This is a genomic window from Streptomyces sp. DSM 40750, assembly GCF_024612035.1.
Taxonomy (GTDB): domain Bacteria; phylum Actinomycetota; class Actinomycetes; order Streptomycetales; family Streptomycetaceae; genus Streptomyces.
This window is the reverse complement of sequence record NZ_CP102513.1, coordinates 11,411,261-11,425,603: the sequence shown is the minus strand read 5'-3', so window position 1 is coordinate 11,425,603 and position 14,343 is coordinate 11,411,261. Positions and strand designations below refer to the sequence as shown.

The following is a 14,343-nucleotide window of genomic DNA, read 5'->3' as shown; positions in this document are numbered from 1 at the left end:
TGGGCTGTTCGATAGTCTGCCGTCGTGGGGCTCGTTGAGCGTCTGGTGCCGGATGAGTTGTGGGAGCTGTTCGAGCGGGTCGTGCCGCCTGCTCCGTCGCGGCCGCAGGGCGGTGGCCGACGACGGTACGGGGACCGCGAGGTGCTGGCGGCGATCGTCTTTGTGGCCACGTCAGGCTGCACGTGGCGGCAACTGCCCCCGTCGTTCGGGCCATCGGGTCCGACGGCCCACCGGCGGTTCACCGAATGGAGCAAGGCCCGGGTGTGGGCCAAGCTCCACCGCCTGGTCCTGGACGAACAGATGAGGCCCGCTGGGGCTGGAGTTGAACAATATGGCGTCCCGTGACCCGTGGAGTTCCACCCGGGCCAGTCGCGGACCAACTGGCGCCGGAACATCACCCCGCGAGCCGCCGGCCCATGAGCGCAAGCGCTGCAACGGCTGTGGGCGTGAGACGTCACCAAGTCCGGACGGCATTCTGGCGGGCCAGGGCGGCTGTCGGCACTGTGCCGACGTAAAGGCGGGAGTGGTGTCGGCTCGCGGACGAACCCGAGCCGGGAATGCGCGCGTTGTGGGAACTGGCGGAAAACGGCCTGGAGCCGACGCACCGCGACCCGTGCGCTTCCCCCGGCAGACGAAGTGCGTGAGGCGCCGCGCCCCACAGCTTCAAGCGACGCGGACTGGGCCGGGGCAGCCGCACCGCCGGTACCTGCGGCTCCAGCCCGGAAGTTGCGCAGGCGGCTCATGGTGTGTGGGGCTGTCGCCGTTGTCGTTCTGCGCACCCGACAACACCGACCCGTTCATCCGCACCGACCTGGCCCCCGTACCCGGGCAGGGCTCCGGCATGAAGGCATGCGTGATCATCGAAGGAGAGCAGGGTGGCGTCGTTCGCCAGCACTTCGTACGGCGGTGTCGTCACGGCGTCGCTCCGTCTCCCGCGTAGAGGTAACCGCCGGGGTTGGCGGGGTCCGCGATCAGTAGTACCTGATCACCGGCGCGGGGGATGCGCAGTTTCGAAACGATGGTCTGGAGCGTGATCGGGTCGGCGGTGGCCCCGGTCAGCTGGAGGACCAGGTCGACGACCGGGTCGAAGTTGACCAGCCTGCCGGTGTCGCTGATCGCCACGACGACGGCGGTGACCGTCGGTACGCCCATGGCGAGCAACTGCTGCACAGTGGCACCGGAGTTGTACGCGCCGATCGACTGCTGGAGCTTGGCGTAGTCCTCGCGGCCGAGCGTCGCGCGCGTCATACGGCCGTAGAAACCCTTGCCGCCTGCCACCTGCTCCGCGATCTTGGCGGCCTTCTCCTCACGGCTCTTGCCCTTGCCGAAGATTCCCATGTTGTGCCTGCCCTTCTGGTTCGTTCTGCCTGATGGTGTGGACGTTAGGAGGCGGGCAGCGCCTACCGATCCCAGGTTCGACCACCAGTTCCCCCAGGACGTACGCTCTGCCCATGCCGTCCCCGAGCCAGCCGTCGACCGGCGAGCGCCGTCCGCGCGCCATGGTCATCGACACGGCTTGGCGCGGTCTCGGACCGGGTCCCCAGGCGTTGAGCGGGCCCGGTGGCGCGCCGCTGACCCGGACGGTCAAGCTGATCCTGCTGCCGCTGATCATCCGGCCCACGCTGCGTCCGGAGCTCGCCGCCGACTTCCTCGACGCGCGGGAGGCGGAGCAACTCGACGCGTTGATACGGGAGTCCGCTGCGGTTCTGGAAGCGACGGCCCGGTGGTTCACGCTGCTGAAGAAGACGCGCCGGGCACTGGGGATCGTGGCGGGCAACCCCCAGGACCTGTATTTCCAGCGGTGCTTCGAGCTGGCGACCGAGCACGGGGCGCCGGGGCCCGGCGCGGACGCGGTGGCGAGGGCGGTACTCGAAGACGTCGTGGACGCTTCCGGCGGACGGACCGTGGAGGCGCTGAAGGAACATCTGGCGGACGCCGCCCGGCGCGCCCGGCTCGACGCCGAGCTGGCAGCGGCGTGGGACGGACGCGAAGCGGTACCGGGCGCCGTCGATACGGGCCTGGCGGCCGAGGTCCTGGAGGCCTGCGGTGCGGCGGGGGCTGATGCGCCGGCCTTCGACGCCATGGTCCGGGCCGGGCACGGCAGCCTGCTAGGGCGAGCCCTGTGGGCGGCGCACCCGGCTGACGTCTGGGACCGCGCCGACGTACCCCCGCACCTCGGACTGACCGCGCACCGCGTGCCCCCGCGCCCCGAGGTCGGCCGGAGCGCCTCGACCGCCACACTCCCCGCGCCGTTCGACCGCACGCTCTTCGAACGGCTCTTCACCGTGCTCCAGGCGTCGACCCACCGCGAGCAACTGCCGACCGTGCCGGAGCTCGTCCGGCGGGAGGTCGACCGCAGCTGCGCCCCGCTGGGCCTGTACGACGAGAGTCTCCGCGTCACCGTCGTGCTCGGCGGCCGACTCGCGGTGGGCCTCGATCCGCTGGGCCTCGGGACCTCTGTGGCGGGGTCGACGGCGGCACACCGCATCGTCAACGGCCGCTGGCGGCGGGAGGCTTCGGTCCTTCGAGCCCGCAGGATGACCGTCTCCCCCGGCCCCGACCCGGACGGCGGTGTGCTGAACGCCCTCGCCCAGGACCTGCGCACCCCTTGGGCCGCGTACATGCGGCGCCTTTGGGTACGGCTGCACGGGCGCGACGTCCGCGACGCGGCACTGCCCGACGCGGCATCGGCCTGGGGCGTGCTCGACGGGGTCGCCCGCTCGGTGATGATGGACCACCGCGCACGAGTCCGTACGGCACTGCGCACCCTGTCGGCGGCCGCCGAGCCCGCCGCCGAGCCGAGGAGCGCGTGATGCCTGGACGGCGCTGTGCCATCACGCGAGCCGAGGACCCCACCGTACACATCGCGGGGCCCTCCGCCGGTCCCCCCTTCACCCGGGCCGTTCTCGACGTCGCGGGCGCCGTCCTGACCTGGCCCGTCCTCGGCCCACCAGGTCTGCCGGCAGCGGAGATCCACGACGTGGGGCAGGCCCAGCAGTGGCTGTGGGCGGTCTACGGCGAGCGTACGGCCGCCGCTGTCGACGCCGTCGCGTCGGGAGCGCCGGCCGCCGAGCTGACGCTGCCCGAGCAGCCGACCGCACTCGCCGAGGCTGCCGCCCGCCTCGCCCTCGGGCACTGGGCGGCCCGCTGGTGGCCGACGTCGTACCTGGACGGGATTCCCGCGCTCGAACCGGACGTGCTGGGGCTGGAGTTGGCCGCACTGACCCACGAATGCCAACAACTCCTCGACGGGTCAGGTGAGGTGGAGGGTGCCGAACTACTGGAGGAGCACCTGGCCGCGCTCGACCCGCTGATCCGTTGGCGGCAGTCGGCGGCCCCGCCTCGCCAACTGGACCGTGTCCTACGGCTGATCGACGACGCGGCCGACAACGTCGGGCTGGACGGGGAGGCGCTACGGCGCCTCCGGTCGGCCCTGGAACGGGACCACAGGCCGACCGCTCCGCCGCTCGACCTCACCGACCTCTTCGTACGGCAGCAGGAGTTCGCCCTCGCAGCAGGTAGTCTCCGCACCGCGACCGGCCGCGTGATCGCCCGGGGTTCGGGGACCAATGACTGGTGCCGCTATCCTCCCGGCTTCGTCGACGCGGCCGAGGACGCCGTGTCCTGGACCGCGTACGCGCTCGGCGCCGGGCGGCGGATCGAGGTCGAGGTCGTCGCCGACATCGCGGCCCCCGTGGGCGGGGTGCACCTCGCGGCGGAGATCCACGTGGACGGCAGCCCGCCGAACCGCGTTCCGCTGGCCCGGCGGGACGACGTGTGGGCCGGCCGGGCCGACCTGGACATCCCGGCCTCGACGACACCGAGCATCGAAGTCGGCATCCTGCTGCCGGGGTTCGACCCGGGACCGGGTGCCTATGACCGTGCGGCACGTGAGGCGGTACGAGCCCTGGCCCGGCACCGGATCGGCGTCGCGGCGGCACCGCACGACAGCGAGGCCGCACACTCGGACCCGTTCCTCGCCGAGATCGCGGCTGCCACTGCCATGGAGGAGGACTTCTAGCCCATGCAGGAAGACCCGGAAGACGCAGCGGAACAGGAAGAGCAGGCGGCGGGGCTCAGCTACGGCGAGCCCTTCGACAGCGGCTTCGCACTCGCCGAACGCCATCAACTCACCCCGGATCTCCCGGCAGCGCTGGCCGTCTACGGCGAACTCCTGGCCGTGGCCGAGTCGTTCGAGGACTCCCCCGACGTACGACTTCTGCGCGGGCACCTGTTGTCCGACGTCGGGACGGTTCAGCTCGCGGCCACGGATCTGCCCGGGGCGGCCCTGTCCATCGGGCGGTCCCTCGATCTGGTGCGGGGCATCGCGTCCGTGCCGATGGGACCGAACGGCCGCCGGCTGTGGTTGGAGGTCCTGCTGAAGACACTGCTGGCCAGGGTCGAACTGCTGCGCAGGACCGGGCAGTTCGACGATGCGCAGGAGGCGATGGACGAGGCGACGGCCCTGTTGTCGGAGTTCGACGACCTCGAGGGTCTGCGCACCGACGAGATCGGCCTGAGCAGGGTTCATCTGCTGATGGACCGCAGCGCGTGGGGCGCGGCCGAGGAACTGGCCTCCGCGCTGCTGACCGACGCGCCGCCGGCCGAGCCGTATCTGCTGGACTGTCTGGGGGTCGTCTGCGCCTCGACCGTGCGGTTCGCGCAGGCGGAGGACTACTTCGCCCGCGCGGAGGAGGCCTATCTGACGCTGGGCCACCACGCGGGGCGCCAACAGGTGCTCTCCCACCGGGCGTACGCGGCGCTGCGGGCCGGCGACCTCGACCGCGCGGAGGAGTTGTACGCGGAGGCCGCCGAGATCTTCGAACGGCAGCGCCAGGCCGAGGACTTGGCGGTCTGCGAACAAGCCCGTGCCGCCATCGCCGCACACCGCGGGGACGCAGCCGGTGCTGCCGCTCTGACGGCGTCCAGCCTTGCCCGCTTCCAGCAGGTCGGTGCCGCGATCGCCGCAGCCGACACCATGCTGATGGGCGCCCGGCACGCATACGAGCGGGGCGACATCGACGAGATGAAGCGGCTCGCCCAGGGCGCGCGGGACGTGTACCAGGAGCGCGGGGTGTACGAGCGGTGCGCCCAGGTGGACCTGATGCTCGCGCGAACCCTTGAGGACAACCTGAACCGGACCGACCACGGCGTCCACGAACGCACCTCGCTCGCCAACGCGCTCTCCCTCGCCCTGCCCGCCGCCCTGACGCTGGAAGCGGCCCGCTACGACTTCGCCAGCGCCCACGCCCGCAGCCAGTGGCTCCAACTGGCCGACGAAGCCATGCAGTTGGTGTTCCGCCTGGCCCTCCGCAGCAACGACCAGGGGCTGATCTTCGAGCTGGTGGAACACCGGTGCGCGGGCGCCTCCCTGGCGCTGAACCATACGTCCACCGCCGACAAGGCGGCGGTCTTCCCGGACGCCGCCATGAAGACGTACGCCCCCGATGACGACGCTCCCCTGACGCTGGGCGGCATCGCGGCCGAGGCCGCCGCCTCCGTCGGCCTGCGGGTCGCACCGCCACCGAAGATCGTGATGTCGGCGGAGGCGGGCGGCCGTACCGCGCTCCAGGAGTACGTCCAGGCAGCCGAGTTCCGCTATCACCGGCGGATCGTGAGCGAGGAAGAGGTGCCGTTCTGTCCGCCGACGATCTGACCGACGCGAACCGTCCGGTGGTCCAGGTCCGCCTCGCCGACGCCGGTGACCTGCACATGACCTGGACGTGGGCCCGTGGGGCCCAGGGATTCGGCACCGGGTACGCCCCGGGGCCGGACGTAAACGAGGTCATCCGCGCGCTGGCCACCGAACTGCCGGGCGGCGGCACGGAAGGCATGCGACGCTCGTTCGAGTCCGGCGCGCTGGCCACGTACGAGGAAGAGCGCCGCCTCTCCCGCATGCTGGCCGAGGTGCTGTGGCCGCCGGGCCTGACCGACCAGATCCGCCAGGTATCCGCCCACCTGGGCCGTCCACTGATGCGACTCCAGCCGTCACCCCGGGTCGCCCAGGTCCCGTGGGAGCTGCTCGCCGTGGACGGTGACGACAGCGACGTACGGCTGATCGACCTCGTGGACATCGCCACCACGGCACCGGCATCGCTACGACGGGCAGGCACCACCCCGACCGAACAGGACCCGGACTCTGACGCCGTGGTTCTCGTCCTGGACCCCCGCGTCCCCGGCTTCCGCGCCGACTCCCCGCTCGGCTCGGTCCTGGGGCAGCCCGGCTCGGACCCGGCGCTGCTGTCCCTCGTACAGCGCAGGCTCGACGCGGGCACCGTCGTACCGTCCGTCGCCACCCCCGCCGAGGCCTTCCGCCGCACCGACCTCGACCGCGACTGGCTGGGCGAGGCGCTGCGCAAGGGTGCCCGTCGCCTGATGTACGTCGGTCACGTCAGCGGCGCCCCCGTCGAGGGCGGGCAGAGCGAGGACGTCACCCTCCACCTGTGCTGCGGCCCAGAGACCACGGGGATGACCGAACCGGTGCGCACCCACCGCCCGTTGTCCGCCAAGGACCTTCTCCTGGGCACCCTCCCGCTGCGCGCGGACGGCGTGCCGGGCGCTCAACTCTGGCCCGCACCGCCGCGCGTCGCGCTGATCGCCTGCGAGAGCGGCGGCGATCTCCGCTTCGCCGAGTCCTTCGGCCTGGCGACGGCGATGATCCACAACGGCGCCCAGCTGGTCACCGCCACCCGCTGGGTGCTCCCCACCAGCTTCGCCTTCCACCGCCTGGCCGGTCTGCCGGAGTCCGTACGGCCACTCACGGAGGCCGTGGTCGCCGTGGACGCGGCCCACGAGGACCACGACCCGGTCCGCCGTCTCGGCGCCTGGCAGCGACAGCAGCTCGACCAGTGGCGCGCCGACGGCCGGATCGAGCACGCACCCCTCCTCTGGGCGGCCCTGACCTGCATCGTCAGGTGAAGGGCCAGGGGTGGTGGAGGCAGTAACCGCCCACCCCGATCGCGACGATCCCGGTGACCAGCAGGGTGGCGATGAACCTGATGTTCGACGTGCGCTCACGGCGTTCGTGGTCGGGGTCGGCGGTCAGGAGGGACGGGTCGGGCGCGTAACGGACGGGGATGTCACGGCCGAGGGACTCGGCGATGTCCCGGATGCCCTGCGCGCACAGCGCGGTGACCTCGACGCCCTCGTGGGTGGTGAAGGCGACGACGGAAGCGTGGCTGACCCTCTCGCCGCCTTCGCCGTCGGAATGGACGTCCCTGGTGACGGCGACCACGCGACCCTGGACGGTGACGCCCTCGGCCAGTTGAGCGGCGCGGGCGCGGGCGTACTCGCCGTCCCGGCTCAGCGCGACGACGAGGAGCAGCAGGCCACCGACGCAGATCAGCCCCCACTGCCAGCCCCACGCGAAGAACGACTGGACGACCAGTCCCAACACCAGCAGGATCACCATGCAGTTCGGCCCGCCGACCCCGGAGGTCCGCCCCTCGCTGTCCAGCATGAGAAAGAACCGCTCCGGCCGCCGCCGCGGAAACCGGACCGGGAACTCCTGCCCTACCCAGGCCACTTGCACCCGGTCGCCACGCTTGTTCTCGTGCCGCAGCCTGAACTCCCGCCCGGTGCCGGGGTCCTGGTACACGATCGTCACCGGTATCCCGCGCTTCCCCGACTCACCGTGTCCCGGCGGATCCACCTCCACGACCCGAGCCGTCACCCACACCGCCCGCTGCGGCCGGGTCAGCCCGGCCAGCACACACGCATAACCCACCAACGCCAGCCCCGCGAGCACCGTCCACCACAGCCCGAGCATCTTCTGCAGGTCCATGCGGCGAGGCTCTCGCTGCCGGGACTGCTACCGATCCCAGGTTCGGGTCGGGCCGGCCATCTCTCCCGCTCCGGCCGGCCGACGCGAGGCAACAGCTCATCACAGCACCGACCGCTCTGAGCCCGGGTCATGCGAACGGGCGTATCAATCGCGAACCTCCACGTCTTCCCGACCTGGGATCGCCAGGTGCCGTCGGCCCCCTACCGTCCGCGTTGTCAGACAGGGCCGAGAGTGAGGGGGACCCGCAGCCAGGACAACCGTCCACGCGGCCCGCCTTCGACCCGCGGGGGATCACCTGCGTGTCCGTGCGTTCGCCGTCGTCGCGTTGTGCGTGGACAGCCGCCATCACAAGGGCGCCGAAGAGATGATCAAGATCCGGACCATGCCCGGGCCATGTCTGCCGATCACCTTCCGTGTCCCACATCGCCGCTGGTCAGAGAGATGCTGTCGGCGTACCACCAGCAGACGAAGAATCTCTTCGTGTCGTACGCGCCGAAGAAGCCGGGCTTCTTCCAGACACCCGAGAAAGGACACCTGCATAGGGCAGATGCTCATCAGGCGCTCTCATTTCCGGGCGCCCGGCGCCGCGCCGACAGCGACACCGGATGATCGGAGCTGCTTCGGCGTACTGATCAGTTGCGGACGAGCAGGACGACTCCGGCCGTCACGGCGCCCAGGACGAGCGCGACGATTCCGTACGCGGGCCGGTGGGCCCGATGCCCCGGCCTGGTCCATCAGGAAGAAGCCGCCGGTCCAGTTCACGGCCATGGCGTCGAGCATCGTCCCGAAGACGGCGGTCCGGCGCTTGGTGCAGGCGCACAGCAGCGACCCGGCCCTTCGCAGCCCCGGACGCACGGGGCCGACCCCGACTTCAGACCTCACCAGGTCTGCTCGCCCCAGCAGAGATGTGTCCTGCCCACCGCGCTCGCCGCGCGAGCTCGTCTCATGCAAGACGTTCTCTTGGCCTCGGCGGCGCCTGCGGCCCTGTCAGCCGTCGGATTCCGCTCCGATCAGGACGAATGCCATGGTGACCGGTCGGCCGCTGCGGTTGCGCCAGGCATGGCGGGTGCCGTTCTGGATCACGATGTCCCCTGATGCCAGTGGGGTGCACCGGCCGTCGTCGAGTTCGAGGACGATCTCGCCCTGCAGCACGATGCCGTAATCCACGGTCGGCGTGGTGTGCATGCCGTCGGGCTCCATGAGGTCGGCGATACCCGGCGAGTCGGCCCGCTGTTCCTCGTCGAAGGCGACCGGGTCGAAGGCGGGGTCGGCCATCGCGGTGTCCGGCGGCAAGGTCAGGATGATGAACCGGGTGCCGCCGGGTGCCGGGAGCAGGCTGGTGACCTTCGCCGTAGGGTCCTCCCCTGTCCTGCTGACGTTGTCGCCGGGTTCGGTCGCCCACGGCAGACGGGACACCCAGCCCGGCAGACTGGTGAACTCCCGGCTGCGCGGGATCGGGCCGTCGCTGACGACGACCGATCTGCCGTTCTCGTCGTGGCCGGTGACGACTCTGCGCATATGTCTCTCCTCGTGCGGGGCTGGCCGGGATCGTCGAATCGGTGGGGTCAGTCGGGCCGCACACTGCCGGGGCCGGTCGGGGCCGGCAGAGCGGCTTCCCAGGTGTCCAGGACATCGCCCACCGTGGGTGCGGGGGCCCGTAGCAAAGCCGTTGCCACGGTGCGCACGAGCATCCGGTGCCGGTCGTCCGTGAGGTACTCCACCGGGGACTTGCCGTCCACCCGCGCGAGCAGCAGCGCCGGCAGCAGTGTCGCGGCCCGTTCCGCAAGAGCGGGCCGGGGCTCCCAGTCGACACACCGGACGTACTCCTGCGCCAGGATGCGGGCCGATCGGAGGAGTTCGGCGCGGCGTCCTGGTACCGCCAGGCTCTTGAGAAGCAGATGGTTGACGCAGAAGGCCAGGTCGAAGGCGGGGTCTCCGTACCAGGCGCACTCGGCGTCCAGGAGCACGGGCCCGGACGGGCCGACGAGTATGTTCTTGGGGCTGACATCGCCATGGACCAGGGCCAGGTGGGTGGCGGCCGTGCGGTCGGCCAGCCCCCGCAGGACATCGCCCAGACCGGGGTGTGCGGCGGCGGTGGCCAGCAGGTACGGCTCGATGCGCAGCGCGTGGAAGTTGTCGTCGGTGGCGAACTCCTCGGCGAGGGTGGCGTCCCCCGCACTCGCCGCGTGCAGGCTGCCGAGCAGTTCTCCGACGGCCGCCGCGGTCGCCACCCGCACCTCGCCGTCCAGGAGCTGTGCCTTCCACACCGGGTGCCGCTCTGGGGGCAGGTACGCCATCGCGAAGAGGCCGGCTTCGGGGTCGTGGGCCAGCAGATCGGGCACGCTGTCCGGGCGGTGCCGGTCCGCGAACCGCATCCACGCCCATTCGTAGGCGTTGCGCGACACCGGTGCCTGCCAGTCGGCCGCGACCTTCAGCCGGGCCAGGGCGCGCTTCACGCAGAGGGACCGTCCGGGCAGGTCCACCCTCCACAGGTCCGACGAGACGCCGCCGGCCAGCGGAGTCCAGTGAGCGGCTTCAGTCGGCTCCGCGAGCCGCTGCTCGATCAGGAAGTCCGTCAGCGCGGTGTCGGGCAGGGGGCCCGGGCCCACCTGTGCGGAGGTCGAGCTCATCGCTGGTCACCCGATCCGGCGGGCAGGCCACGGGGGCTGTTGCAGCCGTGGACCGGGTTCTCGCCGGCCAGGATCCGTACGACTTCCTCAGCGGCTCGGCGGCGCAGTTCCATGACCGACGCGTCGGAGGAGAAGGCGACGTGCGGGGTGAGCAGCGCCCCCGGCTGGGCCGACAGGCCGGCGGGCACATGCGGCTCGGTCTCCAGTACGTCGAAGGCGGCACCGTCCAGGTGCCCGCTGTCGAGGGACTTGATCACCGCGTCGGTGTCGACCAGGCCGCCCCGGCTGACGTTGACGAGCAGGCCGCCCGGCTGCATCAGCGCCAGCTGTTCGCTTCCGATGATGTGGTGCGTGCGGGGGGTCAGCGGCACATGGAGGATCACCACGTCACTGCCGCGCAGGAGCTCCTCCAGGCCCACCATCTCCACACCGGGGGTGCACTTCGGCGAGTGCGGGTCGTGGGCCAGGATCCGGCAGCCGAACGCGCCGAGCTTGCGCGCCGTCGCGCGTCCGATCCGCCCGAATCCAACGATGCCGCAGGTCAGCGTCGACAGCCGGCGCAGCCGCGCGCTCGCGGGGTCCCAGCGGCCCGCGCGGACCTCCCGGTCGAACACGGCCAGGCCCCGCGTCCAGGCCAGCACCATGCCGACGGCATGATCGGAGACCTCCTCGACGCAGTAGTCGGGCACGTTGGTGACCCACACGCCTCGCTCGGTGGCGGCATCAACAGCGATGTTGTCCAGGCCGACCCCGAGTCTGGCCACGATGCGAAGCTCCGGCGAGGTGTCGATCGCGGTGGCGGAGACCGGCGCCCAGCAGGTCAGGATCCCGGCGGGCCGGTGCTCGGCGACCAGTTCCTCGATCACCTCTGCGGAGGCGGGCTCGGCGGGGCCGGTCACCAGGATGTGGCCCGCCTGCTCGATGACCGATCGCTCGACGGAGTCGTCGGGCCAGGCGTAGTCGGTGAGCAGCACGGTGCCTGGGCAGCTCAGTGGTTTCATGGCAGGTCGTCCTCGCAGAATCGTGCGGCCGCGGCGGGCGGCCGGGCGTCCAGCCCGGTCGCATCCGGTCAGCAGGTTTGATCGTCGTCCAGAACGGCGGCCGAGTCGCGTCCGATCATGCCTTCGGGCCGCCATGGGTGGGTGGAGAGGGTCACTTGGCCGGGGTGGGTCGCCGGCGCTCGCCGACTTGTGGTCGGTTCGGGCGCCGCGCCACGCCCCGGGAACGGGTCACGGGATGCCGGGGCACGTCGAATCACTCTGTCACAGCCACGTGATGCTAACGATAGCACTCGGGGCTTTCGACACGTCAAGAGCGCGCCGTACGACTGGCCGCCGGCGCCTCGCCGCACGGCCCGGCCAGAACCGAGGAGCCCGGCCACCACGGGAAAACAAGGACTGCCGAAGAAATCCGTTGTCCACGTCTTGACGCGCCACGGACTTCCCTTCATGGTTCTGGCAACGCCGACCGTGTGACCCGATAAACGGCCGCACGAGGTCCGGCTGTCGAAGACGCCACAGCCACGGACGTCCCCGACGGGCGACCGGCTGAGTTCCGCATGCGGCATGAGTCCGCGCGGCAGCCCGTCGCCCCTTTCCGCCAGTCGGCGGCCGTATCGCCGTCGCCGACTCGACCGAGTCCGTGTTCAGCTCACCGCTTCTCGTCCTCCCGTTTCTCGTGCCCGCTTCTTGTCTCACCGCTTCTCGTCGTCGCCCGTGCGGCGCCGTACCGGTGATGCGTCCGCCGCGGCCTGCCGCGGCCCATTCCCCTCAGGAGCCGCAATGACTCACGCAGCACAAGTCGACACCAGTGCCGTGCCCGCCGACGGCACTCATCAGGAAAGCACCCGTCCGCCCCTCTCCCGGGCCACGATCGGGGTGGGCTTCCTGCTGATCGTCCTCTCCTACATGGTCAACGCGATGGACCGCCAAGTCTTCCCTCCCCTGTTGCCCAACATCCGCGAGGAGTACGGGTTCTCCCTGGAACAGGGCGGGCTGCTGGCGACCAACTTCACCCTCGGTATGGCTCTGGCCGGCCTGCCCGCGGGTTATCTCCTGGACCGTTTTCGCCGCAAGACGATCTTGCTGTCCAGCATCGTGATCTACTCCCTGGGCACGATGGCCACGCCCCTGGCCACCGGTTTCGCCGACATGACCCTGTACCGGGTCGTCTCGGGCTTCGGTGAGGGCATGCAGTCCGCCGCCATCTTCGCGGCGATGGGCGCCTTCTTCGCCCACCGGCGCGGCCTCGCCTTCGGCATCATCGGCGTGGGTTACTCCGTCGGCGTGTTCATCGCCCCGCTGATCGGCGTCCACCTCATGGGCCTGCACGGCACCTGGCACTCGCCCTTCTACCTGTTCGGCACGGCAGGCCTGCTGATCGCCGCCGCCTCCCTGTTCCTCGTGAAGGCCGGTCTGACCGAGCACTCAACCGAGAAGGTCGTCTCGGCCAGGACCTACGACCACGTCCCGGCCTCCGCCTACAACCGCAACACCATCGCCCTCACCGTCCACGCCGTCGTCAGCGGCGTGGCCATCTACGGGTTCCTCGGGCTCTACCCGACGTACCTCATCACGTCGCTGCACTACTCCGCCGAGCAGGCGGCACTGGCCATGAGCTTCCTCGGTTTCGGTGGCATGTCGGCCGTTCTCGGCGGCTGGCTCGGCGACCGGGTCAACCAGCGCAACCTGCTGATCCTCAGTCTGTTGGCCGTCTCAGCCGTCAGCGTGTGCGTCTACGAGACGCAGGCCCCAGTGGGCCTGCAGTGCGTGTTCGCCTTCCTCATGGGCGCGTTCGGGCTGGGCTTCATCTACCCCAACACGAACAGCGCGATGCAGCGGGCTGTCCGTCCCGGGCAGATCGGACGCGCCTCGGGTCTCTTCGTCACGAGTTACTACGGGCCGGCGGCATTCTCGGGACTTCTCTTCGCCGCCCTCGTGGACTCCTACGGCTGGAGCCAGGCGGGCCTGCTCCAGGTCACGTTCCTCCCGCTGGTGAGCGTCGCCGCCCTGGTCTTCGTCCGTCCCGCACTGTTCAACAACGCGGTCCGCTGACGAGCACACCGCCGACACACCAAGGGGCCTGTCCACCGCTCGGCGGTGGGCAGGCCCCTTTGGGGACGGAAGCTGACAGGCGTCCGCCGGTCAACGACTTTCGGCCACGACCGGATTGCGCAGGACGCCGATGCCCTCTATCTCGACCTCCACCTCATCTCCGGGGCGGATCGGCCCGACGCCTGAAGGCGTGCCCGTCATGATCACGTCTCCGGGCAGCAGCGTCAGGTAGCGGCTGAGGTAGCCGACGAGATCCGGAACCGGGAGCAGCAGGTCGGCCGTGGTCGCAGACTGCATGACCGTGCCGTTCACACGGGTCGTCAGGGACAGCCCCGCAGGGTCGAGTTCGGTCGCGATGGCCGGCCCGAGCGGGGCGAAGGTGTCGTGGCCCTTCCCGATCAGAAGCGTTCCGTATGTGCTTTCCTTGCGCTGGACGATGCGGTCGCTGACGTCATTCCCGCACGTATAGCCGAGGATGTACTCATGGGCCTGTGAGGGTTTCACATGGCGGGCTTCCTTTCCGATGATGACGACCAACTCCCCTTCGAAATGGATCAGTTCGCCATCCTCCGGATACACGATTGCATCCCCCGGTCCCACAACGGCCGTACTCGGCTTCATGAAGCACACCGGAACTTCGGGAATCTCATGGTCGGTTTCGTCGACATGTGAGGCGTAGTTGTAGGCGAACCCGAAAATCCGGGGGCGGTCGACCGGCGGGAGAATGACGACGTCGCCGACCTGGTCGACATACTCCGTAGGGGACAACCCGGTGAAGGGATCACCCTCGAATCTCGCGATCCTCACGTCACCGGATTCGAGTTCTCCATAGTGACGCACGCCGCCGACGGCATACCTGACGATCCGCACGGAAAAC

At 70.5% G+C, this 14,343-nt stretch carries 11 protein-coding genes and 1 pseudogene; 6 read left to right on the top strand and 6 right to left on the bottom strand.

Going from position 1 to position 14,343, the window contains the following annotated elements:
• Positions 1 to 24: 24 nt before the first annotated feature.
• Positions 25 to 297, top strand: a pseudogene (locus JIX55_RS50155) (transposase); the annotation flags it as partial.
• 615 nt (positions 298 to 912) lie between these two features.
• Here JIX55_RS50155 and JIX55_RS50150 read toward each other — a convergent pair.
• Positions 913 to 1,338 (bottom strand): hypothetical protein, encoded by a 426-nt coding sequence (locus tag JIX55_RS50150; RefSeq protein ID WP_257561237.1) that lies wholly within the window; start codon positions 1,336 to 1,338, stop codon positions 913 to 915.
• Positions 1,339 to 1,451: 113 nt separating this feature from the next.
• On the opposite strand from JIX55_RS50150, the gene JIX55_RS50145 reads away from it, so the two are divergent.
• Genes JIX55_RS50145 through JIX55_RS50130 form a run of 4 tightly spaced genes read left to right on the top strand, consistent with a single transcriptional unit; the run spans position 1,452 to position 6,918 of the window.
• A complete protein-coding gene (locus JIX55_RS50145; RefSeq protein WP_257561238.1) occupies positions 1,452 to 2,813 on the top strand; it encodes a hypothetical protein in 1,362 nt (453 codons plus the stop codon).
• The gene (locus tag JIX55_RS50140) at positions 2,813 to 4,021 is read left to right on the top strand and encodes a hypothetical protein (protein ID WP_257561239.1); all 1,209 of its coding nucleotides are present in this window, start codon (positions 2,813 to 2,815) and stop codon (positions 4,019 to 4,021) included. The genes JIX55_RS50145 and JIX55_RS50140 overlap by 1 nt, the downstream gene beginning before the upstream one ends.
• Before the next feature lie 3 nt (positions 4,022 to 4,024).
• Positions 4,025 to 5,656 (top strand): hypothetical protein, encoded by a 1,632-nt coding sequence (locus JIX55_RS50135; protein WP_257561240.1) that lies wholly within the window; start codon positions 4,025 to 4,027, stop codon positions 5,654 to 5,656.
• A gap of 17 nt (positions 5,657 to 5,673) precedes the next feature.
• A complete protein-coding gene (locus JIX55_RS50130; protein WP_257561241.1) occupies positions 5,674 to 6,918 on the top strand; it encodes a CHAT domain-containing protein in 1,245 nt (414 codons plus the stop codon).
• On the opposite strand, the gene JIX55_RS50125 is transcribed toward JIX55_RS50130, so the two are convergent.
• The 4 genes from JIX55_RS50125 to JIX55_RS50110 all read right to left on the bottom strand — a co-directional run bounded on the left by JIX55_RS50125 (position 6,911) and on the right by JIX55_RS50110 (position 11,414).
• On the bottom strand, positions 6,911 to 7,783 hold the full coding sequence (locus tag JIX55_RS50125; protein ID WP_257561242.1) for a DUF3592 domain-containing protein: 873 nt from the start codon (positions 7,781 to 7,783) through the stop codon (positions 6,911 to 6,913). The genes JIX55_RS50130 and JIX55_RS50125 overlap by 8 nt on opposite strands.
• Positions 7,784 to 8,770: 987 nt before the next feature.
• Complete coding sequence (locus JIX55_RS50120; RefSeq protein WP_257561243.1) at positions 8,771 to 9,301, bottom strand: cupin domain-containing protein; 531 nt, start codon at positions 9,299 to 9,301, stop codon at positions 8,771 to 8,773.
• Positions 9,302 to 9,348: 47 nt separating this feature from the next.
• Positions 9,349 to 10,413 (bottom strand): phosphotransferase family protein, encoded by a 1,065-nt coding sequence (locus tag JIX55_RS50115; protein ID WP_257561244.1) that lies wholly within the window; start codon positions 10,411 to 10,413, stop codon positions 9,349 to 9,351.
• Positions 10,410 to 11,414 (bottom strand): C-terminal binding protein, encoded by a 1,005-nt coding sequence (locus JIX55_RS50110; protein ID WP_257561245.1) that lies wholly within the window; start codon positions 11,412 to 11,414, stop codon positions 10,410 to 10,412. Before JIX55_RS50110 ends, JIX55_RS50115 begins: the two co-directional genes overlap by 4 nt.
• A gap of 780 nt (positions 11,415 to 12,194) precedes the next feature.
• On the opposite strand from JIX55_RS50110, the gene JIX55_RS50105 reads away from it, so the two are divergent.
• Positions 12,195 to 13,466: an MFS transporter gene (locus JIX55_RS50105; RefSeq protein WP_257561246.1), complete on the top strand. Its 1,272-nt coding sequence runs from the start codon at positions 12,195 to 12,197 to the stop codon at positions 13,464 to 13,466.
• Positions 13,467 to 13,556: 90 nt separating this feature from the next.
• Here the strand turns inward: JIX55_RS50105 and JIX55_RS50100 are convergent, their stop codons facing one another.
• A complete protein-coding gene (locus JIX55_RS50100) occupies positions 13,557 to 14,336 on the bottom strand; it encodes a fumarylacetoacetate hydrolase family protein (protein WP_257561247.1) in 780 nt (259 codons plus the stop codon).
• Between the last annotated feature and the right edge of the window lie 7 nt (positions 14,337 to 14,343).